Below are 26,546 nucleotides of genomic sequence, written 5' to 3'. Positions count from 1 at the left end.
ACGATCGATGATAACGATCTTCGCGGCAAGGTGGCCGGGCGCGCCACCGGCGACCGGGCCGGTGGCGCCCCCTCATGCACGTCCGGCGCTGCCGTAGTCGGCCGGACGACGGCGCGGCGCCAGCGGCCGGGGGTCGAACAGGCGGACTGCCCGCCGTCCCCACGGTGACGCGGCACGCAGCTGTTCCCGGAGTTCGTCACGCAGCCCTGCGGCGGTCACTGCCATCTCCTCGGTCACCTCGTCCGGCCCGTACGCGGCACGGTCCACCAAGTCCGCGAACGGGTGGAGCACCGGTCCGCAACCGGCCGGCGCCGCCTCGACGACCTGTCCGGTCGTCTGGTGTTCGTTCACGACGGCCCCGGCGGCGCGCAGAGCGACCACGGCCTCCCCCCACGCCTGCAGAACCCGCCGCCGGGTCGAACCCCGCCTGCGTCGACGCACGCGCACGGTGTTGAGCAACGGCACCAAGAGCACCAGCAGGAGTCCCGCACCGACCACGATCGGCGTGACGACCGACGTGGACGGCGGCGGGGGTGCGGCGACGGGAAACGCGGCCACGTCCGGTTCCGCCGGGGGTGCGGGGTCGTGGGCCGGAGGGAGCTGGACCGTGCCGGTGTCGGGTCGGTCCGGTTGCCCGGCCGGGTCCTCCCCCGCACGGGGCGCGTTCCGGGTCGGGCTGGGATCGATCGGCAGCCAGCCCAACCGGTCGAACCGGACCTCGGTCCAGGCGTGGACGTCCCGGCCCTCCACGACCAGGGTGTCGTCGTCCCAGCGGGGCCGGAAGCCCAGCACGACACGGGCGTCCCACCCGAGTTCCCGGCACAGCACGGCGAACGCGGAGGCGTACTGCTCGCTGGTTCCCCGGTGGTTCTTGAGCAACGCGGAGATCTGGTAGACGCCGTTCCCGCTCGGAGCCTCGTCGGAGGAGTCGTGGTGGAACGGCTCGGCGCGCAGGTTGTGGTAGAGGCCGAGGAACCGGTCCAGCTCGGTGTGACGCCCGGCGGTGGCGGTGTCGACGAAGGCCAGCACGTCCGGTGGCAGCACGGAGTCGGGGCGGTCGCCACGCGGCGCGGGTTGGTCGGTGCGCAGCAGGTCGGGTGGCACGACCGGCTCGTCCGACTCGATCCGGTACCGCGCGGGTGTGTCCTTGTCCGCGGGCACCACCAGGTCCCCGGTGTCGGGTGCGAAGCCGAGGTCGGTGACGCTGATCTGCCGCGGCCATCCCGACTTGGGCAGCCAGCCGATGCTGTCGGGGGTGAGCACCCCCAGGTCGAGGGTGACCTGACGGCGCGGCGCCGTGCCCTGCGGCGGGGCGGGCAACTGGTGGGCCGCACGGCGGTAGGTCGATCCCGGTGCCCACACCCGGCCGTCGAACTCGGTCAACGTGACCATGCCCAACCGTTCGACGCGCGCGGAGGCCGTGCCGTCGATCCGCAGCACGAGCTTCTCGTCCCGCAGCGCCAGGTACTGGGCCATCGGGTTGGTGTGCGGCTTGGGTTGCACCGGCGCGTCCACGAGCGCCTGTGCGCTCGCCGGCGGCTGCGACACCGCGGGGTCGACCAGCCCGAGGACCAGGGCCGCGACGACCGCGGGCACGACCGCCACCACACCCATCACGAGACGAACACGGGTGCCGGGACCGCCGTGGACCAGCACGGGCACGATCCCGACCAGCACGAACACGGGCACGTACCAGGCAGGCAGCGGGCCGACCGCGGCGCTGAGCGACAGTCCCAGTCCGAGGCTCGGCAGCGCCGGCAGCAGCGGCAGCAGGGGGTTCCTGCCGACCGCCTGGACCGCGGCCAACGCCGTCAGGCCCGACAGCACCGACACAGAGGCCAACTGGGGTGGGGCCGCGTCGGTGGGCAACGCCGAGGTCAACAGCCGGAACGGCCCTTCCAGGGCGGCGGACCCGGGCCGGGTGACCGCGCCGGCGGCGACGACCACCCACAGCAGTGCCAGGGCCGTGCCCACGCCCTCGGCCAGTCGCTTGAGCAGTGACGCGGTGAGCAGCTCCCACACCACGACGACCGCGGCGGGCACCACGACGGCCCAGGTGACGGCGAGCGTCGCACCGGAGTCGAACGCCGGTCGGAACGACCACGCGGCCAGCGCGCCGAGAGCGGCGGCCGACAGCACGCGCACGGCGCGCATCAGCCGACCACCCCGCCCAGCGCGAGGTGGTTCCACGCGGCGACACCCTCGATCGCGGTGCGCGCGCTGAACACCGTCATCCCCTGCCGGTGGTGCGGCGAGACGTCCGGTTGGTGCTCCCCCACCACCTGGATCACCACGATCGGCGCGAACCTCCTGCGTCGGTCCGCCAGCAGGGTGACCACGGTGTCCTCCCCCGCTCCGGTCACGACGATCAGCGCTCCCCCGGCCCGTGCCCGGTCCACCTCGTCCAGCAGCCGCACCGGGTCGGCGTCCGCGACCCGCTCGGCCGCGGCCAACCGGTCCAGCACCGTCACCGCGTCGGGCGAACCGCCGCCTTCTCCGACGACGTGCAGGGTGACGGGCCGCCCGTCGTCCACGGAGGACTGCGCGATCGAGGCCGTGATCTCGACCGCGTGCTCGAACGCGGAGGCGTCGAGCACCGCTTCGCGGGTGTCCAGGACGACCGCGGCGGTGGGTTCCGTGGTGTCCACGGACTCGCGCACCACGAGCTTGCCGACGCGCGCGGTGGAGCGCCAGTGGATGCGTCGCGGGTCGTCGCCCGGCACGTAGTCGCGCAGGGAGGAGAAGCTCGCCGTGCCGGCTCTCGACGCCTCCGCACGTCCCTCGTAGTCCGGCACGGTGCCGACGGGGATCTGCTGCGCGCGGTGCACCCTCGGGTGCACCCACAGCACGTCGACACCGCCCTGCGGCTGCACGCGCCGGAACAGGCCGAGCGGATCACGACGTCCGACCAGCAACGGGCCGACCGGCAATCGACCCCGACGCCCGGTGGGCAGCGAGTACGGCACCGGACGCAGGCCGCCGGGTGCCGTGGCGGGCACCGCCACCTCCACCGCCTGGGCGCCCACCCGGTCGACGACCAGCAGCTCGGGTGCGGGCAGCCGGCCCGGGTTGCGCACGATCAGCCGGGCCATCGCGGGACGACCGACCGACACCCGTTCCGACGAGATCTCCCGGGTCATCCGCACCCGCGGTCGCACCACGACCATCGCCCCACCGGTGGCCACCAGCACGCACGCCGTGCCGGCCAGGGACACCAGCACCGGGTAGCCGAGCAGGGTCCCGGCCGCCGCCAGCACGACCACGCCCGACACCACCGCCCAGCCCGCCGCGGTGAGCGGACCCCGGCTGCTCACGCCGGCACCGCCTGCGTGGGGGCGGGCACCGAGCCCAGCACCTCAGCCAGGACGGCGGCGGCTGTCGCGCCGCGGACCTGGGCCTGCGCGGTGAGCACCAGCCGGTGCGCCACGACCGGTCCCGCGACGGCCCGCACGTCGTCGGGCACGACGAAGTGGCGGCCGTGACCGAGCGCGTGCGCCTGGGCGGCCCGCAGCAGGGCGAGGCTGCCCCGCGTGCTCAACCCCAGCCGCAGGTGCGGGTGCTCTCGGGTCGCCCTGGCCAGCAGCGCGACGTAGCGGGCGAGCTCGGGCGCGGTGTGGATGCCGGTGACGGTCCGGCGCATCCACGCCACCTCCTCCAACGTGGTCACCGGACGCGATTCCGGTGGCGCGGCGGAGGCGCGGTTGATCAGGATCGCGGTCTCGTCCTCCAGGTCCGGGTGGCCGAGCGAGATGCGCATGAGGAAGCGGTCCAGCTGCGCTTCGGGGAGCTTGTAGGTGCCGTCGAGGTCGATCGGGTTCTGCGTCGCGACCACGAGGAAGGGGTCGGGCACCGGGTGTGCCACGCCTTCCACGGTCACCTGCGCCTCCTCCATGACCTCCAGCAGCGCCGACTGGGTCTTGGGCCCGGCGCGGTTGATCTCGTCCGCCAGGACGACGTTGGCGAACACGGGCCCGCCGCGGAAGCGGAAGTCGCGGTCCCGTTCGTCCCAGATGGACACACCGGTGATGTCGCCGGGCAGCAGGTCCGGGGTGAACTGGATGCGGTGCCAGCTACCGGAGATCCCGGTGGCCAACGCCTTGGCCAGCGATGTCTTGCCGGTGCCCGGCACGTCCTCGATCAGCAGGTGGCCGCCGCCGAACACGCACGCCAGCGCGAGCCGGATCGCCGTCGGCTTCCCCTTGATCGCCCGCTCGACCTCGGCGAGGAGGGTGTCGTGCGTCGCCTGGAACCGCAGCGCCCGGTCACGGGGATCGGCGGTGGTGTGAGTGGTCAAGGTCGTGGTCCCTCGTGGTGGTGTCAGCGTGTCGGGCAGGCGGGTTGGGGAGCCGGGTCGGGCGGCGGAGCCGTGGTACCCAGCGCGATCACGTAGTAGCAGCCGGATTCGCGGGGTTCGGGGTCGCGGTAGGTGGTGGTGGCGGGGTCCACTTCGGCGCGCAGGCTGGTGCCCTGCATGACGACGAAGCGGTCGAGGCCGGGCAGGGTCGTGGCCTCGGCGGGCCACGACAGGGTCACCGCGCCGTCCGCGTCGACTACCGCGTCGACCCGCACCCGGTGGACGGTGCTCGTCGGCGGGCTCGACGGGGTGGTCTCGTCGGTGGCGACGATGTTCGCGACCAGGATCCCGACGCCGTATCCCGACGCCACGACCGCCACCGCGGCCGCGGCGACCGTCGCGACCACTCGCGGGTACCGGCGACGCGGCCGGGTCTCCGCCGCGGGCGGGGCCGGTTCCGGTCGGCGAGCGCTGGTCCGGGTGAGGTCCGCGTCCGGCACCTCGTCGCTCCCGACGTGGCGGTGGCTCGTGCGCGTCGGCTCCTCGGCGCCGGCGGGCGCGTCGGCGGGCTGGGCCGGGGTGAGGGTGACGTCGCGGACCAGGTCGTGCAGGACATCCGCCGCCTCGGCCGCGCCGGGACGTGCGCGGGGATCCTTGTCCAGGCACGCCAGCAGGAAGTGCCACGCCGGGTCCGGCAGCCCGGCGGGCCGGTCGGGCCGCCGGGTCTGGTGCTGGTGGAGCACCTCGTCGGTGGTCGCGCCGGGGAACGGCCGTCGCCCGGCCAGCACCTCGTACGCCGTCACGCCCAGCGCGTACACGTCCGCCTCGGGTGTCGGCACCCCCGAGGTGATCAGTTCGGGCGCCAGGTAGGACGGGGTGCCCAGCAGCAGGCCCACCCTGGTGAGGTCCGGCGCGCCCAGCGGCTTGGCCAGGCCGAAGTCGGTGAGCAGCGCCCTGCGGCGGTCGCCGGCGGTCCGGACGAGGATGTTGGCGGGCTTGACGTCGCGGTGGATGATGCGGCGCTCGTGCAGGTGCGCCAGTCCGGAGGCGACCTCGGCCAGGAACCGGACGCCCTCGCTGCGGTCGACCTGCCCGGCCCGGAGCAGTTCGCGCAGGTCGGCGCCGCGGACGAACTCCATGACCAGCGCCGCCCGGCCGCGGTCGACCACGAGGTCGACGACCTTGACGAGGTGCGGGTGGTCCAGCCCGCGCAACGTGGCGTGCTCGCGGACGAGTCGGGTGAGGGCCGTGCCGTCGGTGTCGGCCTCCGCGGTGAGCTCCTTGACCGCCACCTCGCGGCCGTCACTGCGGCGCAGCGCGCGCCAGACCGTGCCCGTGCTGCCCGAACCCAGCTGCGACAACAGCTCGTAGTCGGTGCCCATGGTCCGCCGCGTGCCCGTGGTCCGCTGCGGTGCTGTCGTCGGGTGCGGTGCTGTCGTCGGGTGCGGTGCTGTCGTCGGGTGCGCGGCCGGGTCGCCCGGGGATTCGGACATCCCGTCGCGCAGCCGCACGGCCAGGGACGCCGGCGAGCGCGGCCGGTCCTCGGGTCTTCGCTCCAGCGCCTCCCGCAGCACGTCGGCCAGGTGCGGGGACAGTTGTGGTGGCGCGACGGGCGGTGGGGCGGTGTCGTCGAGCAGGTGCAGCAGGCGTTCGGCCCACGACCCGGTGACCGGTGGCCTGCCGGTCAGCAGCGTCCACACGGTCGAGGCGAACGCGTACACCTCCGCCTCGGGCGTCCAGTCACCTCCGTTGAGCACTTCGAGCGGTTCGTGCCCGGTGCCGGAGGCGGAGGTGGCGGCGATCTCGGCGAGCACCGGCACGACCGGGACGTCCAGCAGCACGCGCCCGCCGGGTTGGCGGATCAGCGCCGCGGGACCGAGGCCCCGGTGCGGCACGCCGGCCTCGTGCAGCGACACCAGCGCCGGCGCCGTGGTCAGGACCACCCGCAGCACCTCGTCGACGGGCAGCGGTCCGCGCTGGGCCAGCTCGTCGGCGAACGACGTGCCGATGCCCTCGGTGACCAGGAACGGGCGCGCGTCGGCGGTCTGGCCGTGGTCGACCAGCGGCACGATCCACGGGTTGCGCAGCTCTTCCAGCACGGTGGCGGTGGCGGAGACCTCGGTGCGGAAGCGGCGCAGCGTGGCGCGGTCGAGCGGCTCCACGACCACGCGCACCGCCACGTCCGCGCCGTCGGACTCCCGCACCGCCGGTGCGACGGCGCACGGACCGGAGCGCACCGGTGTGCCCGTCACCCGGTAGCCGGGTAATCGCCCGATGGGGACCACGCTCGCACCTCCGCCGCCGACCGGGTCCGGCTTCGCGCAAGCCGCCACGGGATCGCGGGCCAACATAGTCATCGGTCGTCGCCTCCCTCAGCCGGCCTCGACAGGTGAACGCCCGTCACGTCCGCCCTGAGGTGTGCCGAACGCCGCCACGGCGGTGGTCACCACCGGGACGGTCGAGTCGACCTCCACCCGCGTCGTGCCGGTCGAGCGGCCCAGCTCGGTGATCAGGCGTGGTGCGACCCGCTGTCCAGATGTGGTCCGGTGCACGGGTGCGTCGCCCGGCAGGGAGATCGACGCGAGCGCGAGGGCCAGGCGGGTCGCGTGCTCGGCCGGCACGCCGTCCACCAGCACGTCCGTCACCGGCGGCTGGTCGCGACGCCGCAGGACGGCGCGGCTGCCGGTGTCACTCGACGCGGCCAGCACCGCGCCGCACGCGGGCGGCAGCGCGTGCGGGTCCTCCTCCAGGCAGAGCGTCACGACCCCGCCGGCCGGTCCACCGGTCAACACCTCGGTCACGCCGGGCAGCCCGGACAGGCGACGCACCCCGTCCAGGACGACCAGCACCCACGACGGCGGTCGGCCGCGCCGGGTCGCCGTCAGTTCCCGCAGTTCACCCAGCCGGGCCCGCGCCTGGGTGTCGTCCGTGGCGACCAGTCGCGCGCAGTCGAACACCGCGGACCGCGGGCGGGTGTGCGGCAACCAGCTCACCCAGTCCCACGCCTCGGCGTGCTCCGGCCTGGTGACGAGCACGATCGCCAGTTCGTCCGGTGGGCACAGCACGGCGGCCCGCGCGACGGTCGCCCGCGCCAACGCCAACAGCGCGCCGCGCGGACCGGCCAGGCCGAGGACGCCGATGTCGGCCAGGTCGACCACGACCGGCACCGCGCGCAGCACCGGGGCCGGTTCGTCGAACGGCATCCGCGGCTCGGTGGGCCGGTCGTGCAGCCCGAGCCGCAGGCGCAGGAAGTCCGGATCGGTGACACGCCGTTCCCACAGGCGCGACGACGGCGCGCACGCGACGCCGATCAGCCGGGTCGGGTCCGGATCGCGCGAGCGCGCCGAACGCTCCGGGGAGTCCGCGGCCGGCGCCGCCCGTCCGGGCGGGCGGTGGAACACGCGCGTGCCGAATTCCCTGGTCAGCTCCGCGTCCGCGGCGACCACCCCGCGCACGCCGAGCACCGTCTCCCCCAGCTCCACCACGTCACCCGACGCGAGGTCGACCGGTTCCGCGACCACCTGTCCCCGCCACCGGACGCCGTTGTGGGAGCCGACGTCCTCCACCCGCACGCCGTCGTCCACCGCGGAGACCACCAGGCGGGCGTGCCGCCTGCTCACCTCGGCGTCGGCCAGCACGAGGTCGGCGTCGGCGGCGCGCCCGACGGTCATGACGCCGACCGGGTAGAGCGTCGTGCGCGAGCCGCCGACCAGGCCGCCGACGGCCGCCACCTCGCGGGAGCCGCCACCGACCGCCGATCCGACGGGCACGGGCGGCGGCGCGTCGATCCCGAGCACGCAACCCCGCACGACGTCGGTCCGGTGCACCGGCAACCACCCCGGCAGCGCCACCGCCCCCAGGTAGAGGGCCTCGCGGCAGCCGAGCGACCGCGCCAGGTGCGCGACCGGCTCGTCCGGTTCGACGTCGACCACCACCGCGCGTCGGGCCCCGTCACGCCCGACGCACACCAGCTCCAGTTCCACCGCCCGCGACTCCCGCCTCGACACCCGCTCGGCCGGGACGTTAGGGACGTCGTCCGGCCTTCGGAATCGGGAGCACTTCCCAACCGCTACAACCCGATGAGGCGCAGGTCCTTCTCGGTGATGAGCTTGTTCCACAGCACGAACTCGGCGAGTTTGAGCAATGCGTGAGGACCGTTCAGGTTCGGCACCCCCGCTTTGGTCAACCTGGTGCGCAGGTACTCGACCTTGCGCAACAGCGTCGTGCGGGGCCAGTCCAACCTCTTGGCCGCGGCGTCGTAAGTGCGGGGATAGGGGTCGTGGAACTCCCCTTTGCGCAGGTAGCCCGCGAACAACGCGATCAACGCCAGCCTCTCCTCGTGGGTGAGCACGACATCGTCACCGTTGACGGTCGGTTCACCCACCGGCGACGACCGCAATTCGGCGGGGTCGAATTCGTCGGCGTCGATCTCCACCACGTGCGGCCGAGCACCGCTGCCCGGCACATGGACGCGCACCGATCCCTGCAGCACGTGCCGCTTGCCCGGTCCCACCACGTTGCGCAGCCCTTGGTCGTCGACCAGGTCGAACCCGTTGCGGGTGCTGGTGTTGACCACGAACCAGATGCCGTTGTCCGAGGTGATGACCCCGGCCCGACGTGAGACCGCGGCGTCGTCGCCGCCCAGGCAGACCGTGCACTCGCGCGACCGGCCGAACGTGAACGCCTCACCCGCGACCACGGTGTAGGTCCGATCGCCGACGCGCACCGACAACTGTCCGCTCACCCGCACCCCAATCCCATTGGGAAGCACTCCCCACTCCCCTCTCGCGAGCACTTTTGTACGCTGCCCGAGCACACGACACCATTCCCGTGACCGCGTTGCGCCGATCGTCGTACTGGAGAACTCAAGTGGACGAACCGACTTCACGCCGCAAAAGCAGGTCGCGAATGCTGGTGCTGATCGGCGCCGTGCCCGCCGTCGTGTTCGCCGCCTCCGTCGGCGCCGGTTACAGCATGACGGAGACGGAACTGAGCAATGCTCAGGCAATCGTCCAGCACGGTGACGGCGTGGTCGTGGTCAACACCGAGAACGAACGGGTCGAAGCCGAGGCGCGCGCGCTGGCGACGGGCAAGCAGGAGTTGGAGCTGGTGCGCCTCGCCGACGGCCGCGTGGCCTCGGTCAACCGCACCACCAAGCAGGTCACCGTGCTCAACGAGGACATGAGCACCGAGCACACCTCGGTCGGCACGGCCGCCGCCCCGGACCGGGGCCCCGACGAGGTGCCGGTCGTCGTCGCCGCGGCCTCGGCCGCCTACCTGGTGCGGCCCGGTGACGACGTGGTCGAGCTGATCGACCCGGACGGCACACCGCAGACACCCGTCGCGGTGCCCGGCGCCACGCCCACCGCGGTCGGCGACGGCGAGGCCGGGCTGTGGGTGCTGACCGACGACGGCACCGTGGCGCACGTGGTCCGCGGCGCGGTCGAGGACGTCGTGCGGGCTCCCGCGCCGATCAGGCACCTGACCGTGGCCGACGGCCGCCCGATCGGCATCACCGAGGCGGGCGAGGCGCTGGACGTCGCCGCGTCGCCGCTGAAGTCCGTGAGCCACGAGCCCGTGCCGCACGGCAGCACCGTCGTCGTGCCCTCGCCCAAGGGCGCCGGGCGGTACCTGCTCGTCCTCGACCGCCGCGGCACGCTGGTGTCGGTCGACCCCCGCACCGGCCGGCGGCACGAGTTCGACGTGCCCAAGGGCGCCGACCACAACCTGGGCGCGCCCGTCGTGCTGGACGGTCGGGCCTACGTCCCCGACTACGCCCAGCACGAGCTGCGCTCGTTCGACCTGGGCGCCGGCACGACCGCCGCGGCGGTCGAGGTGCCGGGCACGTCGCCGGAGTTCACCGTGGAGGTGCAGGACCGGCGGGTGGTGGCCAACGACCGCGCTGACCGCCGCACGGTGGCGGTGGACCCGGACGGGCGGCGGTCGGTGATCGACAAGGGCCAGGCGTCAGGGGTCGACACCGACACCGAGAACCCGAACCCGACCTCGTCCTCGCAACCGCCGACCACGTCGACCACACCGAGCACCCCGATCACGACCCCGCCGCCCGCACCGCCCACGACATCCCGGACGACGACCACGGCTCCCCCGGCGGCGCCTCAGGTGACGGTTCCCCCGATCCCACCCGGTACCGCGCGGCAGCAGGCGTGCGACGCGGTGGACGCGGTCGGGCTCGTGTGCCGGCCGGTGGAGGTCGGCCCCGGCGGCGCGACCGGGACCGTGCGCGACACCGATCCGCGTGGCGGCGCGCGAGTGCCCGAAGGCTCCACCGTCGTCGTCCACGTCTACGGCGAGAACGCCCGCGTGCCCGATGTCGTCGGCAGGCGGTTGGCCGCGGCGTGCGACTCGGTCAACACCATCGTGGCCCGTCCCGGGACCGACGCGTGCGCCGAGCAGCCGTTGACGGCGGCAGGCCCGAACTGGCAGTCCCTCGGCTTGGTCGCGGAGCAGTCGCCGGCGGCGGGCGGGTACGTCGCCCTCGGCACCGAGGTTTCGGTCCGGTACTGGGACTTCGTGCCGATGCCCGACCTGCGCGGCGGGACGCACGCCGGTGACGCCGCCTGCAACGCCATCATCGCCGAGACCGCCAACCAGGTGCCGTGCCAGGTGGTGCAGGGCAGCGAGGGCGGCGGTCCCAAGGGAACGGTCGAGTTCTCGACGCCCGATCCGGGCCAGCCGGTCCGGATCGGGCAGCCCGTGGTGCTGACGGTGTTCCGCCAAGCCGCACCACCGCCGACCGTCGACCCCCTGATCGGCCGGACCTGGCAAGACGCGTGCGACGCCGTGCGGGCCAAGGGCTGGGTCTGCGACGCGCGACCGGACGGGGTGCACCACCAGGCCGTGGTCGCCGCGCAGGAACCGCCGGCGGGCACGCTGCACCCCGTCGGCTCGGTGGTGGTCGTGCACTACTCGCAGTACGCATCCGAGCCCCTGCACCGGTTCCACAGCAACGACAGGAGCCGGAAGGTCTACCTGATCCGCTTCGCCGGCACGGTCGAGGCGGGCTACACGCAGGGCGAGTACCTCGGGCACGCGTACCGCGTCGGCGCGATACCGGACGGCCCTACGGCCTATACGGTGCGGGACTTCATGTGCACCGCGAGCGATGCCGCCTGTGGTGGAGCGGCTCCGAACCACTACTTCACGCTGAACACCATCACCGACAAACCGAACTGGTCCCTGCTGCGGGAGGTGGGCTTGACGCTCAAGCCGGTGAGCGGCCAGTGCGGCTCCGGACAGGTGATGATCTACCGCTACCTGGTGCGGGAGGGGTCACGCGAGTGGTACACGGTCGACCACGTCGGGGAAGCACCCCCGCACACCGTCTACCCGGAGCCCTTGGGCTGCGTGTGGCGCGTCGGTTGACGACCGCGGTTGGGAAACCCTTCCCATACCGCGGTTGTCGTGAGCTGACGACACTCGAAGCATGTCGAACAGCTCGCCGAAACGCCGACCGGTCAACCTGTCACTGCTCGCGCTGATCCTGCTCTGCCTGGCTTTCCCGTTCACGGCGGTGTCCTGCGAGACGCCCATGGCGAGTGTGGACATCACCTACACCGGGTGGGACGCGACCTTCGGCGGTGAACCGACGGTCACGGGCGTCGACCAGGACAAGGACGCGCCCCGGATCGCCGAACGCAGCGCCATCCCCGCGCAACCGCTGATGATCGTCGCGGTGCTCGTCGCCGTCACCGGTCTGGTGCTGCTGTCGCGGTCCAAGGCTGGACATTGGCTCGCCGTCGGTGTCGGTGCCGCCGTGGCGTTCTTCCTCATCGTCGGCCAAGTGTCCTTACAGGACGCGTTGGTCTCGGCGGCGACGGAGAGCAACGAGTTCGAGGGCGGCACCGCGGCGGAGATGGTCGAGACGCGGTTCGGCTTCTGGGCCACCGTCCTGCTCGCGGTGACCGTGACCGCGTACAACGCCATCGGCCTGGTCCGACGCTCTCGGACGACTCCGGTCCCGCCGTCGTCCTGACCCGTCTCCCCCACCGGCACACGGAGTCCTCATGTCAGCCCGCACCGCTGCCTTCCTGTCGTTGCTCGCGCTCTTGGCCGCCTGTGGCGACGACCGGCCCGGCACCACCACGTCACGCGCGTCGGCCACAGCCACGAGCACACCGGCATCCAGCGCCGCACCCACCTTCGACCCGCCGAAAGCGTTCTCCGCCGAGCCGGTCAGCGTCACACCGGACGAGAGCGCGCTCGTCGGTCACGGCCTGGCCTACACCTCGATGGCCGAGGGGCAGGATTCGATCGGACGCGGTGACCCGACGTTGACCATCCACGCCATCTCGCTCGGCGACGGCCAGGAGCGTTGGCAGGCGTCGACCCCCATCGCGAGCGGGACGCGCCTGCGGGTGGACAACGGCTTCTTCCGACTCGCCGACAGCGGCCCGGCCCGCCTGGTGTGGGCGGGCATCCACCGCACCGAGGGCAGCGGCACGCAGCAGGACCGGTTCGAGCTGGTCGCCGGTGCGGTCGACGCGACGACCGGTCGGCAGGTGTGGTCGACGCGGCAACCGTTCACCGGAAGCGGCGCGCCCGAGGACGCGAGCGTCCGAGTCGTCGGCGCCAACGAGGCCCACGCGGTGCTTTCGATCGCGTATCCCGGCGGGATTGTCACCGGTGCCGTGGTGGACGCACGGGCGAACAAGGTCGTCGACACGCCACCGGGCTTCACGCCGATCGGACTCGCGGGCGGAACCGTCGTCGGTATCCGCGAGACGGTGTCCAGCGGGACGGTCGCGCAAGGGATCGACGCGGGATCAGGACAGGTCCGCTGGACCGGTGACGAGCGCGTGGACGACGTCGGGGCGGCCGTGGTCACCGACGACGTGGTCCGGTTCGGGTCGACTTCCTTCTTCGACGCCCGAACCCTGTTGATCGGCACCTCCGACGGGGCGGTCAGGTCGACCCTGCCCGACCGCAACGAGTGCGCGGCCGCCACGCCGGACGTGGTGGTGTGCTTCAGCCACCAACGGGTCCACGCCCTGGACACCACCGGCAAACCACTGTGGTCACTGCCCGACGAGGTCGCGGGCCGCGTCGCACCCGACGTCACGGCCGTCCACAACGGCCTGGTCTACGCCCGGGCCAACAGCGGGGTCGTCCTCGACGCCCGCACCGGCCGGGACGTCGTCACCGACCTCGACTGGACACCGGACGCCGTCGTGCCCGGTTACGGCGTCGAGCGGAACCAGGCCGACGGCCTGCTGGCACGCCGCACCACCGCCTGAAGACCTCCGCACACCGCGATTCCCGGTTTTCTCATCGACCCGAAAGGAACACTGATGAACCGACACCCCGGCCGCACACGGCGCGCGGCTGCCTCCATCCTGGGCGCCGCGGCACTCATGACGACCCTGTCCGCAGTTGCCCAAGCCGCACCGCCGGGTGCGCTCCCCGCCGACGCGGGCAGTGCAGCGAGGAAGTGGCAGCCCGCCTTCGACTACGACGGCGACGGCTGCTACCCGACCCCGGCCGTGGGTCGGGACGGCACGGTCGCCCCGGGCCTGAACCCCTCCGGCGCGGTCAACGGCAACTGCCGCGACCGCTCCGACCTCGACAACACCAACTCCTACGTCCGCTCGAAGTGCGACCACGGGTGGTGCGCCTACGTGTACGCCCTGTACTTCGAGAAGGACCAGCTGAGCCCCCTGGGCGGCGGGCACAAGCACGACTTCGAGCACGTCGTCGTGTGGGTCTGGCACGACCAGGCCCGCTACGTCTCGGTCTCCGCGCACGGCGACTACACAACCCGCGCCGCCACCGCCGTCGAGTGGTCCGGAACGCACGCCCGAGTCGTCTACCACAAGGGCGCCACCCACAGCTTCCGATTCGCCAAGCCGGGCGAACGCCCCGAGAACCACTACGGCGCCTGGCAGTACCCCACCCTGGTGGGCTGGAACGGCTTCCCTCCCGGGATCCGCCGCAAGCTTGTCACCGCCGACTTCAGCCCCGCCTCCCTCGGGATCAAGGACACCACCTTCGCCGGCGAACTGACCAAGGCCAAGCCCGCCGGCGTGCCGTTCAACCCCCACGCCTGAGTCCGTCCTCAAACCGACCGCAGCCGATCCTCACTCATATCGAGCCGTTGTCCCGCCCTCGCGGTGACAAGGACATCGTGCGCTCCCATCAACCCACCGCCGCGCCCGCCGCACGACCGTGCCCACAGGGACCAGATCGTGCGGCGGGCGCGCGCCATCAACTGCCAAGGTTCAGCTGAGCACCAATGGTGATGTACTGAGGCATCACCATTCGCGCACTTCACACAACAATTCCCAAACACATTCGGCAGAATGCCCTAGCCGCCCGGCCCTCAATCCGCCCGCACCCAGGCCAAAGACCACACGCAAGAGCCAGCACCTCGATCAACCCGCGCACCGACCCCACCTGCTCCATGATCCCATCCAGCGCCTCACCCGCAGCTCTCGACACCCGCTACCCCCGCACCCACCACACCCCTCCCACCACCAGCCCACCCCACCCCATAACCACCCACCTCTGACCTGCGCAAACGCCAACGCCCACCCAACCACCCACCCCGATTTGGACCACGAAAGACGATCATGTAATCTATGCTCACACCACGGCGCAAGCCGAGGAGTCCGGGTGGCGGAATGGCAGACGCGCTAGCTTGAGGTGCTAGTCCCCGAAAGGGGGTGGGGGTTCAAGTCCCCCCTCGGACACAAGATCGTGTGTTGGATCCCCGTCCAATAACACCAGTTCAGGTACCCGATCGCAACTGTCGGTCGGGTGTTCAAGTGGTCCGCACGGCCTCTCACCGCTTCAGGCGGTGGCGGCCGTGACCGACAAGATCATCACCGGTCTTCTACCGGGCACCCCTTCCCGTCGACACCGTTCCGGGAATCCAGGCGGTGTATCGGGCGTGCCGAACGGCACGCCCGAATCGGCCGAGGGCGGGCAATCCTCCCCGCCGGTTTCACGGCGCCGGGTTCTGGACCGGCGGCGCACGCCCGCGCCTTCGGTTCGGGAGCTGGGGCCGTTGAGTGTGCGGGATCGTCCGCGTTATGCCCTGGCGCGGTTCGACGACCGCGGCCGGTTGGCCAACCAGCCGTTGCTGGCGCTGCTGCGGTGGGCACCGCGGCAGCGCCTGGACATCCGTATCTACAGGGCCTCGCTGGTGCTCCAGCGCAATCCCCGGGGTGTGTTCGCGCTGAGCAGGCGCGGATTGATCCAGATTCCTCCGACCGTGCGGCGGTGGTGGTCCTTCGAGACCGGTGATCCGGTCCTGCTGGTCGCGGTCCCGGAGCGCTCGGCGATGGTGATCCACAGTCTGGTGGTGCTGGACAAGGCCCTTCCCGATCCGCGTCAGGTGGTGGTGGCGTCGCGGCCGTTCGACGCCGGGGGCGCCGCGTCCGACCCCGGTCCGGCACAGGAGCACGACGGGGAGTCCGGCGACGGTGCGACGGACGGTGTTTCGTGACGACCCGGGCCGAGCCGGATACGGAGGAACTGGAGAAGGCGCGTCAGGTGCTGGCGCTGATGGGGGTGTCGCCGGAGGCGTTGGTGGCCTCGCGGCCGGCCGCGCCGCCGCGGGAGGTGCCCACGATCGCCGAGTGGGTGCCGGTGGTGTCGGGGTTGGTCGGCGAGGGCACGCGCAAGCTGTACAGCACCTACTGGAACAGGTTGGTGGCGCTGTGGCCCGAGCGCAGACTCCACGAGCTGCCCGCCTCGGACCTGACGTGGTTGTTCGGCCACATCCGGCAGACCGCGGTGCGGCGGCGTAACTGGCGGGGTGGGCACAGCGCGGCCGAGCACATGTTCAGCGCCACCCGGTGCCTGTACAGGTTCGCCGTCGACGACGAGTTGATCTCGGCCAGGCAGGATCCGACGCGGAAGGTGAAGAAGCCCAAGCGGGCGATACCGACCCGGCGGGGGCTGAACAACACGGTGCTGGAGGCGGTCACCGAGGCGGCCTCCACGACGGGTGACGACCCGGCGCTGGACGCGCTGTTGATCCGGTTCCACATCGAGACCGCCGCCCGCCGCGGCGGTGCGCTGGCGCTGGAGCTCGACGGCCTGGACCAGGGGCAGTGTCTGGTGCTGTTGCACGAGAAGGGAGAGGAGAGCCGCTGGCAGCCGGTGTCGCCGACGCTGATGACGCACCTGGTGGACCACGCCCACCATCGCGGGGCGCGCGAGCCGACCAGCAAGGTGCTGCGCTACCACAACGGCAGACCGTTGACCTACCGGCGCTACGACGGACTGTGGGACCGGCTGCGCGACCACGTCGAGCCGGTACGGACCGAGAACATCTCCACACACTGGTTGCGGCACACCACGCTGAAGTGGGTGGAACGCAACTTCGGCGAGGCGATGGCCCGCGCCTATGCCGGTCACCGGCCCGGCGGCGACGCCAAGCCCGGCGCGATCGCGGTCTACACGAAAGCCGACCTGGAGGAGATCGCCACCGCGCTGGCCGCGCTGACCGGCGAGCCACATCCACTGGCCCTCAACAGACCGACCGGCTTGGTCGACAACGACAACCGATAGCCCTCGTGTGGTCTGGGGCGGCGGTTTCGCCGCCCCAGACCATGCTGTCCGACTGTTCGTCGTCACACCCGCCCCGGCACATCGCCGGGCGGTCTCGTACGTCTCCGCCAAGGGGCTACTTGCCGCGTTGGACGCGGGCGTGGTGCTTCTGGCTGAGGCGGGATTCGGGCTGGACACCCAAGCGGTCCCCGGCGGCCTGGAGGGCGCCGCGGCGGGGGTGGTCGAATTCGAGCATGTCGACCGCCCAAGCGGCTTTCACGACGCTGACGGCGGTGAGGTAGAGCCAGTGGGTGGCCTCGCCCACGCGCCGCGGCTCAAGGCTGACTTCCAGCGGATCGGCCGCCATGTAGTGGTCGGCGAGCAGCGCGCCTGCGTGGGACAACGACGAGAGGATGCGGTAGATCGCATAGGCTTCGTCGCCGCCCGGCTCCAGCTCGTTGCACAACTGCCCGAAGTTGCCGGCCGGACCGTCCGCCCGTGATGACCGCCGCTCCTCCTGCTCCAGCCTGTCGGCGAGTTCCTTCGCGCCGGACCAGCCCGCTTTCGCGATGGTGTCCACGGCCAGCCTGCGCTGCTGGTCATACCGGTTGACGAACCCGATCACCGCCTCGTCGTACTGGGCGAGCCACATCGCCGTGAGCGAGTGTTCGTAGGCCGACCTCACCAGCGGCACGGCTTCGAGGCGGAGGTCTTCGCCGTACAGGACGAGGACGCCGCGGGCGACCCGGTGTGTGTGCGCCGCGAGGGCCAACACCGTAACGAACTGCGCCATGCTGACTCCGGGGGCCTTGCGAGCCTGGTCCGACCTGTCCTGCCAGGCGCTGATCCGGGCGGCCAGGAGGTCGTGTGTCTCCTCGTGCGTCATGGCCGTGAACTCCTTCATCGCAGCACCGTAGGCGGCAGCGGGCCAGAGTCGCCGGCGGAATGCACAGAGTGTCGGCGCGTCCCGCCGTACCCTCCCTTCACTCGAAGACGCCTCGGGCCGGCTCGACGAGACGAGAGGGCTGGGTGGATGCGGGCGACAACGCCAGGGGTGTTCGTGGCCAATCTGGACAGGCAGTGCCGGTGGAGATTTGTGTTAGCCACCGTCAAGGCATTGGCCCGATAGATGATCACTGCTAGGTGTTCGGGCCGAGTATGGGGCGGCAGCGAGGGCAGGGCATGAGCACACCGGCGCCGTCGTCGACGTAGCGCTCGTGTGGGGCTGGACCGTCACAGCGGCCGCACCATTGGGGCCAGTCGACTTCTGAGGGTTGCCGAGAGTGTCGTCGCCCCGTTTGAAGTGGTCGGGGTGTCGTTGTCCTGCGGGTAGCCGGTGGTGGAGGCGTGCTGCGGGGTGCTGATCGCTGCTGCCCGGTGTTCGGAAACCGGAGGATGGCGTATCTATTGCGGCGCCGTCCGCCGCCGGGCTCGATAGCGATGTCGCCCCGGCCGTGCAATCGTTTGAGTCGACGTTGCACCGTGCGCTCGTCCAGCCTGGTTTTGCGGGCCAGATCCGCCACCGATGGCCAGGCGTTGCGTCCCTGATCGTCGGCGGCATCGGCGATGGCCAACAACAGCAGTAGGTCCGTGCCCGCGACCTCGGCGTGCTCCCACACCCAGGTCATCACGCGGATGCTCATCCGACCTCACCGGGACGGCGTGCCGCCAGCGGATCCACCATCGTTCTGCAGCGCGCACTCCGTCATCGTCATCGACTCCATTCTCGTGCGCATGGGAGGCCATGCTGTCGTCTTCGCCGCGGAATGCAGTCGCCTTGATTGATCATCCGATCCGCTGCCCCTGGTTCGCTTCGCTCGTGCATCGTCACATCGACCGCAGCGGGAAGTCAAAGGTTTCAAGGAACGGAATTCGTGACGACCCGACAAACGTATTGCTATTTCAATAGGAGGAACCATGACCGAGGTGCCGCAGCATCGGGACGGATCGCGACGCCCGGTCTTGCTCATCGGTTATCCACAGCCCCGGCAGGTTGCCACCCCCGGCAGGTTGTCACCGGTGGCGCGGCTGTGTCGGGGGTGGGGCGGCACAGCCGTGACACCGCACCCCCGACACAGCTGTGCCGCCCGTTACGTCCTATCCCGTCCTATCCCGTAGGCCGGGCTGGCACCTTGGACCGATGACGACCACCCGCGGAGTGGTGCCGTACACCACCGCGTCTGGGGTAGCCGGGCGCGGCTCGACATCCCCGCGCGGCCGGGCACCACACGCGGATGGCCATCCCGGCGTTCGGAGCGCTGCCTCGATCGGCGACCATGCTCGCGCGGCAGCGGCCCATCGGACCGAGAGCCGATGGGAGCCGCCTACGGTCACGACCAGGCATCATCGATAGATGAGATCCGCTGACGTCATGGATCGATGTTCGAGCGAGTCGCATTCGGGCTACGCGAAAGTTCATGCACCATCACTTCAGGCCTGCGTGGTCTCCAGTTGGGTGCGGAGGTCGCGTACCTGTTGGGCGGCGTGGTCGTCGGTGCCGATGAGCAGCGCAAGTGCGCGGTTGAACCGCCGGTGTGCCGCGGCTCGTTGGCCGGACAGCCACAGTGCCCGGCCCAGCAGGGTCAGGCACCCCGCCCGCTCGGCCTTGGCCGGTTTGGTGGTGTGGGGCAGTTTCTCGAGCAGTGTGTCGGCGCGGGTGAGGTAGTTGGCGGCGGAGTCGAACCGGCCGGCCTCGATCATCAGCGAGCCGAGGTGTACCAGCGCCCGGGCCACGCGTTGCGGATCGTTGCCCTGTAGGTGCACTTCGAGTACTTCGTCGGCGCAGCCGACCACTTTGTGCAGCCGGCCCTGGGCGCGGTAGGTCGAGGCCAGGTCGTGCAGCGCGGCGGTGGTGGTGTCCGGGTCGTCGTCGCGCAGCCGGTGGATCGCCAGCTCGCGCATGCCCGCGACCGCCGCCGCCCGCAGTGCCCCCTGCTCACGCAGGGACGTCGCGGCGCGGCGGAAGGCGGTGGCCAGCAGCAGGGAGGTCGGCAGCGCGACGGCGAGGTCGGCCCCGAGGTCGAGCAGCTCCTGTGACCACGCCTCGTCGACGTCGGCGGGGATCACCGGCCACACGTCGGCGAACAGCGCGGCCGCCGTCTCCGGCTCGTCCGACGCGCCGCGCAACGTCGTCAGGATGTCGTCGCGGTGGGCGTCGAACCACACCCGGCCGGGAACGCGGCCGGCGTCCGCGAGGTCCTGACGTAACCGCGTGACCGTATGCCGCAGGTCTTGGCTCACCGGGCGCTCCGCACCGACCGGGTTTCGTCGCGGCGGGCGGGGGTTGCCCGTCGTCGGAGGGCGGCGGTGGTGTGGTGCACGGTGAGTGCGATGCGGTCCAGGTCGGCGAGCATGGCCTGGTAGAGGGCGGGGGCGTCGTCGGTGAAGGCGGTGGCGTCGACGATTTCGGTGTAGGCCAGGGGCCGGATCGGGTCGGGGAAGGTGAGCAGGGTGAAGGGTTGGCCTAGCGCCGGGTGGCGCAGGGCGTCGCCGACCCTGTCGGGGACGAGCCGGACGCGGAGGCCGGGCGCGGTGGTGGTGTTGACCGTGGCCAGCCGCAGGCACTGTTCACGCAGGACCCGGTCGCCCGCGGCACCGGCCAGCGCGCGTTCGTGGACGTAGAAGGTTCCTCGGCACGGTGCTCGGTGGTGGTCGCCGAGTCGGTGTTGCCGCGCTACACGTGTGCGTACGGCGGCGTCGACGTCGTGGGTGTGGGCCAGGGCGGCGCGGGCGTAGTCCTCGGTCTGCAGCAAGGCGGGCACCACCAGCGGGTCGTAGGAGGTGACCGTGACCGCCATCGTCTCGTGCACGGTCAGCATGGGCAGGTCGTCGGGCGCGCGCCCGGGGTGCGGTCGGGCGTGGCTGCCGGTGGCGGGTTCCCGCACCAACCGTTCGATCCGGTTGCGGGTGTCGAGGTCGACGCCGAGGGCACCGAGCAGGGTGGCGACGTTCCATGGGCTGGTGGTGCGTGCGCCGTTCTCGATTTTGGCCAGCATGGCCGGTGACCACTGCAGTGGCAGGGTCGCCTGGTCGAGGCTGAGTCGGCGCCGGTGGCGTAGCCGGCGCAGCTCCTCCCCCAGTTCCCGGGTCTGGGCGGTTCCCGCCGAGCGTGGGTTCGGGGTGGTCTCTGGTTCCACCGTGGTGGCCTCTCTGTGCGATCCGCAGGTGCGGGCGTGCCCGGCTGTCGGACGTGGTGGATGTCGGGGGCTGTGGTCCGGGGAGGGCCGCATGTCGGCCCGCGTTGCTCGACGTGTGCCGGAGGGCCGTCGTGCCACCGGCGGGTACGGCTGCGTGTGTCGCGGTGTGTGGTGGCCGGTGTTCACCCGGTCCGGTCCCAGTCACCCTGTCGGGGTCGGCCGGTGACCGGGTCGGCTCGCCGGAACAGCTCGGCGGCGCTCTCGTGCGGGGTGAGGGCGACACGGTCCAGGTCCGCCAGCATGGCGTGGTGGGTGCCGTGGTCGATCTCGGTGAACACGGTGGCCTCGACGGCCTCGGTGTAGGCCAGGGGCCGGATCGGGTCGGTGAAGGTCATGACGGTGAAGGGCAGCCGCATCGCCGGGCGCCGCACGGCGTCGTCCACGCCGTGGGGAACGAGCCGGACCACACTCCCGGGTTCGCCGGTCGTTGCCGTGATCGCCAAGGCCATCAACTGCTCGTGCCCGACCTCGTCCGCGGGCGCGGGCAGCGCACACTCGTGGACGAAGAACGTGCCGCCGCACCACGGCCCGCGTTCGTGGAAGCGGCGTTGCCGCAGGACACGCGTCCGCACCGCGAGGTCGACGTCGCGGGTGTGGGCCAGGGCGATACGGGCGTAGTCCTCGGTCTGCAACAACGCGGGCACCACCAGCGGGTCGTAGCAGGTGACGGTCGCGGCGATGTGCTCGTGCCTGGCCAGCATGGCCAGGTCGTCGGGCACCCACCCCGGATGCGCACGGACGTAGCCGCCGGTCGCGGGCTCCTCGAGCAACCGTTGAACACGGTCGAGGGTGGCGTCGTCGGCACCCAGGGCACCGGCGTAGGCGGCCAACTCCCACCCACCCGTACCGCGCGTACCGCCCTCCAATTTGGACAGTCTTCCCACCGTCCACCCGACGTGCCCCACCGCGTCCACGAGTGTCACCCCGTGCCGCAGACGGAGGCGACGCAACTCCTCCCCCAACTCCCTGCCCTTGGTGGTTCCGGCCGAACGGTGGCCCAGGGCGACGTGCGACTCCAACGTGCAAACCTTCCCGATACTCGAACCTCACGTCCAGGCCGCGGTCGACGACCCGGTAAACCTGCCGCGCACCCGCCGTGCGGGGCCGCGGCTCGCGGCGGTGAAGGGAGTGCAGGTAGGTGGACCGTCGCGTGACCCGGCCCGCACCACGCCACCGGTCGCCTGTCCGCTCGTGCAGTTGATCGTGATGCTCATCGCCGCTCCGCGTCCTGCTCCCCTGCTACCGGGCGGCCTGCGGGCACCGCTGTGCCGTTGGTGGCGGTGGCGGTGGCGGTGACGGCCAGGTGTTCGCGGATCCGGTCGGCGTGCGGCGAGCCGACCGACTCGTACAGAGCCATGGCCTCGACGAGGCGCGATCACGCGGGCCACGGGAGGTCGATGCGGGGAAGGTCCACGCGCGCTGCTCCGGGACCGCAACCTCGGCAACCACCGGGAGGCGTCTTGCGGTCCGGGCGTTGGCGCCGACCAGGTGCACGAGACGGCGGGACACCCCCACCGCACGGACGGACGGCCCCGCCACCACCTCGGCCGTCACCGCTGTCCCGGACCGTGGCCTTTGGCCAGTCTCGGCGCGAGCCGAGACCCAGGATGCGGAAGCAACAACAGCTCCTGCACAACCTCGGCGAGCGAACCCGTGCACTCCCACGTGATACGGGCGTCGCGGTCCATGCGCAACCCCAACGCGTCGCCCACGTCACGGAACCGGACGCCGTCGCGCCACCCACCCGGCCACAGGCGAAACCCGTCGATCTGCTCCCGGCCCGACTCGACCGGCAGGAACCGCCACCCGCCGTCCACCAGATCGAACAGATACCGAAGGGGCGGGTACAGCACGACGATCGCCGCCTCGGCGGCACCGGGGACTATCAGCTTCACCGCGCCGCCCCCGTAACGCCGGCATGTGGGCCGACAGTGACGGTCAGGGCGCGGTCAACGGCCGCCTCGACCGGAGTCGAGGACGGAGGGCACGGCAGCTCGTCCGCGCCGCAGCGCTTCCACAGCCCGGTGACCGTCGCGCGGGGTTCGAGGACGACGCGCACGCGGGCGACCCGGCGGCGGCGCAGCACCTCGCGATAGACGTGGAGGGCGAGCCACCACACGACCCCGAACGCTACGGATCCCACCACGACGAGCACCCACACCATGACCGACTCCCTACCGTTCCTCCGACCAGTACTGGTGGTCCGGAACGGTAGGAGTGATCAACAGGCGGGGATTAACCGCTTGTTAACCGAGCGCGGGGTTCACCCGGTCGGGGCCACACCCATGCGCCACGCGAGGCCGCACAGCTCCCGGCCGGCCGCGTCGCGCTAGGCACGCCGCAGCAGGTCGGCGACGGCCTCGCGCACGAACACGTCGTTGCGCACCCGCTGCGGCGCGATGGACTCCGCCGTGACCAACGCCTGGACGCCCTTGTCGACGGTGGCGCGCTCCCGGCCGCAGCACCGTGTTCAGGTGGATCACCCGATCGCGCAGCTCCGGCCACGATGCGGGCCGCACGCCCGGATCCACGCCGAGATCGACGGCCGACAGCACGGTCTCCACCTCGCGGATCGCGGCGTGCGCCTCCGCCCCGCGCGCATCGGTCGGCGCGAACGGCGAACCGGTCAACTCGGTCGGGGCGACCTGGAGGGCGTTCGCGAGCGCTTCCAGCACCGACCGTTTCGTCACCGGCCGCAAACCCCGCTCGATCATGCTGAGATAGGCCGGGGTGATCCCGGCCAGCCCGGCGACAGCGGTCAGCGAGAGACGCCGCCACGAACGGACCTCCCGCAGGGCGGCGGCCGATGTGACTGTCGTCGACATGGGCGACAACCGCGCCCGCAAAAAACCTCGACCGCCACCCCAGCTACATCCTCGCCGCTACATGGCCTTAGCAAGCTGAACCCACCACACGGTCATGCCAACGAGCGGGCGGTAAGGGCCTGAGGGTGCCGATCGCCGCGTGGTGGCCGCAGGGGATGACAGTTGTGAGGCCGGAGTCGACAACTACGGATCAGCCGGGAGCGTCAGACCGTCTTCGAGTTGTAGACCTCGACTAGTGCCTTCACCGCTGTCTCGGCTACCGGCGGTAGAGCCGTCCGGTCGAGGATGTCATGGAGCGGTTCTGCTGCTTTGGCGCCCGACTCACCGCGGTACGGCGCCTTCAGCCGTTGTAGGCCGTGGTTTGCGGCTTCGACGGCTCCGTCCACGTCACCGGTGAAGGCGCGTGCATCCGCGAGGTCGAACCACTTCCACGGATCATCGTCGCCCTTCGTCCTTGCCTTGTATCTGGCTAGGGGTTCCAGTGTTTCGGCGTTGTCCACGGCAGCTCGGACCTTTACATCGTCGTCACCTGCGAGCACGAGGTCCAGCCGAACGACGTTCATCAGCGGGTAGGTGTCGTCGTCGTCGATCGCGCCTGCCTTCGCGTAGGCGTCCCGCGCCTGTTGCAACTTCGCCTGGTCGTATTGCCCGGTGGTAGCGCGTAGCGTCCGAGCCTGGCGACGGAAGATGCCGCCCAGCACCGAAAGCGCCTCGGTGTCCTGTGGGTCGAGCGCAATGGCGCGCTCAACGGCCACGGCAGCCGCGTCGAGCTGTTCGTTCCTGCTGTAGGCCGTGCCAAGCCCACGCCAAGCTCGGCCGGACGAGGGGGTCAAGGCCGTCGCTTCGACCAGGTGAGTGATGGCCGTGGGATAGTCCCCGGACGCGAGCGCCGTCTCGCCCAGCTCGAGATGGGCGTCGACATTCGCCGGGTTGAACTCCAGTACCTGCAGCAGCAGGGCGACGCGCCTGTCGTGATCGGCAAGCCGGGCGGCGGCCACCAGATCATCGCCGCGCTGCTCGATAAGTCTGGTGTTCTCCGCGCGGAGCCGAGCGACCGTGCCAGCATGCTCGGTGACGAGGTCCAGACTCTGGCGAACCAGGCTGTCGACGTACGCGGGGTTGCGTAGCCCGTCGACGACCATCTTCACGATTCGCTGGCTGGCCGCCTCCAGCAGATCGGGGTCCCCACCGTATTCCACCGCTTTGCTCGGCTGCACGTTGAATGCCAAGTCGTCCTTCAGACTCTGGCAGGTGACCACCGTGACGTTGTCGCGGACCGCCCACCTGACGCCGAGTTCCAGGTAGACGTTGGCGTTGAGGCCGGTCAGGTCGGCGATATACACGGGCGCGTGCAGCGCCGCGCCGAACATCGACTGGTGAATGTTGCCTGGGCGGTATTCATCCACCTCCACCCGCACCCTGTAGTCGACACCCATCGCGCTGCTGACGTCACGAGCGATTCGCTCATACAGGTGTCTTTTGATCTGCGCTACGTCCCGCCACTTGGCGTTCTCGCCACGGATCACGCCCGGCATCGCCACGAAAATGACGTTCCGGTCTTCACTCGCACTCGCCAGGTCATCGCTCAGCGCCACGGTCCGTATTCTCCGTCCTCCGCTACTTCACCACAAGCTTGATCGCACGCGACACTTGCGACGTTGCAGAGTTCGGACGACCATGCTGACCTCCTCGACGCCACTTCAGCCGAGTTCTCCGCCACACGGGCGAGAACCGATCGGCGTGCAACTCCGCGAATCTGGCGGCCAACGTGGACTTACCCACCCCCACCCAGGCCGTGCACCGCCGCCATCACCACCGCCCGGCCACTCGACCCCGCCAGCGCGGCCCTCCAACCTCGCCAACTCACCCGAACGATCCACGAACACACCCGAACCCACCGGAACACGACCCACACCCGGTACCGACGACAACGACTCCACCCGCGGGCCCTGCACCGTCATATCCCGCCCCGCCTGATACAGGCTCGACCCACCCGAGACCGTCCCGGCCTGCGTCACCGAACCTGGCACACCATCAGCGTCAGAACCGACCAACCCCCACCCCCGAACCTCAACGGCAGGCCCGTTCCCCGGCCCACTGCCGCCACCACAGCCCACCCACCGCCCGCCACAATGCACAAATGCGGACACCGATTCGAGACAAGCCGAACATCCGATCATGCCGCAGAGGGCACGCTACGACATCACCTCCGCAGGTACGCCCCATTTGCTCATCGGTAACCCCGGTCCATTGTCAATCGCCCGGTGGTGTCATCGTCACCGTGAATCGAGCGGGGCGCGAGCGGAGGAAAGGTCGGCCAGGTCAGGCCTGGGCCGTACGGCTGGCGACCACGGCAGCCCAGACCGGGGTTGGCTGTCGTGAACGATCTTCAGAAACTACCTCCACACCCGAACTACCTCCACATCCGAGGGACCACTGCGACACGCGACCTACGGCCTCGGACCACGGCAAGAGCACGCCGACCGTCCCGACGTCAAGCCGTCGTGGCACAGGTCGACCGGGTCGGACACGTACCGGCCGACTGGCTCCCGCTCGTCACCGGTCTGCCCCGGCCGCCGCGGTGGGCCTCGGGTCAGAACGGTTCCTCCTCGAACTTCGACAGTCGACGCGTCACGGCGCCTTCCGGCAGCAGATGTCGCATCCGGATCGGGCCCAGTCCCGAGTCGGTCTCGAACTGGTACGACACGAGGGCCA

General features: G+C 71.2%; 22 protein-coding genes and 1 tRNA gene. 7 read left to right on the top strand and 16 right to left on the bottom strand.

Annotated features, from left to right (window positions below; translation table 11 throughout):
• Positions 1-72 precede the first annotated feature (72 nt).
• The 6 genes from ACYVLT_RS06940 to ACYVLT_RS06915 all read right to left on the bottom strand — a co-directional run bounded on the left by ACYVLT_RS06940 (position 73) and on the right by ACYVLT_RS06915 (position 9,038).
• Positions 73-2,154, bottom strand: a complete 2,082-nt coding sequence (locus ACYVLT_RS06940) for a transglutaminase-like domain-containing protein (RefSeq protein ID WP_461119278.1) — start codon at positions 2,152-2,154, stop codon at positions 73-75.
• Positions 2,154-3,314, bottom strand: coding sequence for a DUF58 domain-containing protein (locus ACYVLT_RS06935; protein ID WP_461119277.1), 1,161 nt, complete (start codon positions 3,312-3,314; stop codon positions 2,154-2,156). The genes ACYVLT_RS06940 and ACYVLT_RS06935 overlap by 1 nt, the downstream gene beginning before the upstream one ends.
• Entirely contained in the window at positions 3,311-4,294 is a 984-nt protein-coding gene (locus tag ACYVLT_RS06930; protein WP_461119276.1) for an AAA family ATPase, read from the bottom strand. Before ACYVLT_RS06930 ends, ACYVLT_RS06935 begins: the two co-directional genes overlap by 4 nt.
• 23 nt (positions 4,295-4,317) lie before the next feature.
• Positions 4,318-6,651: a serine/threonine-protein kinase gene (locus ACYVLT_RS06925; RefSeq protein ID WP_461119275.1), complete on the bottom strand. Its 2,334-nt coding sequence runs from the start codon at positions 6,649-6,651 to the stop codon at positions 4,318-4,320.
• A gap of 15 nt (positions 6,652-6,666) precedes the next feature.
• Positions 6,667-8,301 (bottom strand): FHA domain-containing protein, encoded by a 1,635-nt coding sequence (locus ACYVLT_RS06920; RefSeq protein ID WP_461119274.1) that lies wholly within the window; start codon positions 8,299-8,301, stop codon positions 6,667-6,669.
• Between the two features lie 62 nt (positions 8,302-8,363).
• Positions 8,364-9,038 (bottom strand): hypothetical protein, encoded by a 675-nt coding sequence (locus ACYVLT_RS06915; protein WP_461119273.1) that lies wholly within the window; start codon positions 9,036-9,038, stop codon positions 8,364-8,366.
• A 164-nt stretch (positions 9,039-9,202) separates the two neighbouring features.
• Here ACYVLT_RS06915 and ACYVLT_RS06910 point away from each other — a divergent pair, with 164 nt between their 5' ends.
• The 7 genes from ACYVLT_RS06910 (at position 9,203) to ACYVLT_RS06880 (ending at position 16,831) form a co-directional block, all read left to right on the top strand.
• A complete protein-coding gene (locus ACYVLT_RS06910; protein WP_461119272.1) occupies positions 9,203-11,680 on the top strand; it encodes a hypothetical protein in 2,478 nt (825 codons plus the stop codon).
• 61 nt (positions 11,681-11,741) lie between these two features.
• Positions 11,742-12,290 (top strand): hypothetical protein, encoded by a 549-nt coding sequence (locus tag ACYVLT_RS06905; RefSeq protein WP_461119271.1) that lies wholly within the window; start codon positions 11,742-11,744, stop codon positions 12,288-12,290.
• Between the two features lie 31 nt (positions 12,291-12,321).
• A complete protein-coding gene (locus tag ACYVLT_RS06900) occupies positions 12,322-13,551 on the top strand; it encodes a PQQ-binding-like beta-propeller repeat protein (RefSeq protein WP_461119270.1) in 1,230 nt (409 codons plus the stop codon).
• A 54-nt stretch (positions 13,552-13,605) separates the two neighbouring features.
• Positions 13,606-14,361, top strand: a complete 756-nt coding sequence (locus tag ACYVLT_RS06895) for an NPP1 family protein (protein ID WP_461119269.1) — start codon at positions 13,606-13,608, stop codon at positions 14,359-14,361.
• Positions 14,362-14,920: 559 nt separating this feature from the next.
• A tRNA-Leu gene (locus tag ACYVLT_RS06890) sits at positions 14,921-15,003 on the top strand.
• 116 nt (positions 15,004-15,119) lie between these two features.
• Complete coding sequence (locus ACYVLT_RS06885; protein WP_461119268.1) at positions 15,120-15,761, top strand: hypothetical protein; 642 nt, start codon at positions 15,120-15,122, stop codon at positions 15,759-15,761.
• A complete protein-coding gene (locus ACYVLT_RS06880) occupies positions 15,758-16,831 on the top strand; it encodes a tyrosine-type recombinase/integrase (RefSeq protein WP_461119267.1) in 1,074 nt (357 codons plus the stop codon). Before ACYVLT_RS06885 ends, ACYVLT_RS06880 begins: the two co-directional genes overlap by 4 nt.
• A gap of 115 nt (positions 16,832-16,946) precedes the next feature.
• Here ACYVLT_RS06880 and ACYVLT_RS06875 read toward each other — a convergent pair whose 3' ends face one another.
• The 10 genes from ACYVLT_RS06875 to ACYVLT_RS06830 all read right to left on the bottom strand — a co-directional run bounded on the left by ACYVLT_RS06875 (position 16,947) and on the right by ACYVLT_RS06830 (position 25,426).
• On the bottom strand, positions 16,947-17,714 hold the full coding sequence (locus ACYVLT_RS06875) for a DUF5677 domain-containing protein (protein ID WP_461119266.1): 768 nt from the start codon (positions 17,712-17,714) through the stop codon (positions 16,947-16,949).
• 235 nt (positions 17,715-17,949) lie between these two features.
• On the bottom strand, positions 17,950-18,438 hold the full coding sequence (locus tag ACYVLT_RS06870) for a helix-turn-helix domain-containing protein (RefSeq protein WP_461119562.1): 489 nt from the start codon (positions 18,436-18,438) through the stop codon (positions 17,950-17,952).
• Positions 18,439-19,240: 802 nt separating this feature from the next.
• Positions 19,241-20,050, bottom strand: a complete 810-nt coding sequence (locus tag ACYVLT_RS06865) for a tetratricopeptide repeat protein (RefSeq protein WP_461119265.1) — start codon at positions 20,048-20,050, stop codon at positions 19,241-19,243.
• Complete coding sequence (locus ACYVLT_RS06860) at positions 20,047-21,039, bottom strand: DUF5753 domain-containing protein (protein WP_461119264.1); 993 nt, start codon at positions 21,037-21,039, stop codon at positions 20,047-20,049. The genes ACYVLT_RS06865 and ACYVLT_RS06860 overlap by 4 nt, the downstream gene beginning before the upstream one ends.
• Before the next feature lie 89 nt (positions 21,040-21,128).
• Entirely contained in the window at positions 21,129-21,968 is an 840-nt protein-coding gene (locus ACYVLT_RS06855) for a helix-turn-helix domain-containing protein (RefSeq protein WP_461119561.1), read from the bottom strand.
• A gap of 248 nt (positions 21,969-22,216) precedes the next feature.
• A complete protein-coding gene (locus tag ACYVLT_RS06850) occupies positions 22,217-22,363 on the bottom strand; it encodes a hypothetical protein (protein ID WP_461119263.1) in 147 nt (48 codons plus the stop codon).
• A gap of 193 nt (positions 22,364-22,556) precedes the next feature.
• Positions 22,557-22,901 (bottom strand): hypothetical protein, encoded by a 345-nt coding sequence (locus ACYVLT_RS06845; protein WP_461119262.1) that lies wholly within the window; start codon positions 22,899-22,901, stop codon positions 22,557-22,559.
• A complete protein-coding gene (locus ACYVLT_RS06840; RefSeq protein ID WP_461119261.1) occupies positions 22,898-23,170 on the bottom strand; it encodes a hypothetical protein in 273 nt (90 codons plus the stop codon). The genes ACYVLT_RS06845 and ACYVLT_RS06840 overlap by 4 nt, the downstream gene beginning before the upstream one ends.
• An 82-nt stretch (positions 23,171-23,252) precedes the next feature.
• Complete coding sequence (locus tag ACYVLT_RS06835; RefSeq protein ID WP_461119260.1) at positions 23,253-23,831, bottom strand: helix-turn-helix domain-containing protein; 579 nt, start codon at positions 23,829-23,831, stop codon at positions 23,253-23,255.
• 203 nt (positions 23,832-24,034) lie between these two features.
• Positions 24,035-25,426, bottom strand: a complete 1,392-nt coding sequence (locus ACYVLT_RS06830) for a tetratricopeptide repeat protein (protein WP_461119259.1) — start codon at positions 25,424-25,426, stop codon at positions 24,035-24,037.
• Positions 25,427-26,546 lie beyond the last annotated feature (1,120 nt).

This window comes from Saccharothrix stipae, assembly GCF_054781895.1.
This window is presented reverse-complemented; position numbering and strand designations above follow the sequence as displayed.

Bases quoted from the DNA above. Each gene is read 5' to 3' on its own strand.
- ACYVLT_RS06940 (WP_461119278.1), bottom strand. From the start codon at position 2,154: ATGCGCGCCGTGCGCGTGCTGTCGGCCGCCGCTCTCGGCGCGCTGGCC.
- ACYVLT_RS06925 (WP_461119275.1), bottom strand. From the start codon at position 6,651: ATGACTATGTTGGCCCGCGATCCCGTGGCGGCTTGCGCGAAGCCGGAC.
- ACYVLT_RS06910 (WP_461119272.1), top strand. From the start codon at position 9,203: ATGCTGGTGCTGATCGGCGCCGTGCCCGCCGTCGTGTTCGCCGCCTCC.
- ACYVLT_RS06905 (WP_461119271.1), top strand. From the start codon at position 11,742: ATGTCGAACAGCTCGCCGAAACGCCGACCGGTCAACCTGTCACTGCTC.
- ACYVLT_RS06900 (WP_461119270.1), top strand. From the start codon at position 12,322: ATGTCAGCCCGCACCGCTGCCTTCCTGTCGTTGCTCGCGCTCTTGGCC.
- ACYVLT_RS06895 (WP_461119269.1), top strand. From the start codon at position 13,606: ATGAACCGACACCCCGGCCGCACACGGCGCGCGGCTGCCTCCATCCTG.
- ACYVLT_RS06875 (WP_461119266.1), bottom strand. From the start codon at position 17,714: ATGAAGGAGTTCACGGCCATGACGCACGAGGAGACACACGACCTCCTG.
- ACYVLT_RS06870 (WP_461119562.1), bottom strand. From the start codon at position 18,438: ATGACCTGGGTGTGGGAGCACGCCGAGGTCGCGGGCACGGACCTACTG.
- ACYVLT_RS06860 (WP_461119264.1), bottom strand. From the start codon at position 21,039: ATGCGGCCCTCCCCGGACCACAGCCCCCGACATCCACCACGTCCGACA.
- ACYVLT_RS06850 (WP_461119263.1), bottom strand. From the start codon at position 22,363: ATGGCTCTGTACGAGTCGGTCGGCTCGCCGCACGCCGACCGGATCCGC.
- ACYVLT_RS06840 (WP_461119261.1), bottom strand. From the start codon at position 23,170: ATGGTGTGGGTGCTCGTCGTGGTGGGATCCGTAGCGTTCGGGGTCGTG.
- ACYVLT_RS06835 (WP_461119260.1), bottom strand. From the start codon at position 23,831: ATGTCGACGACAGTCACATCGGCCGCCGCCCTGCGGGAGGTCCGTTCG.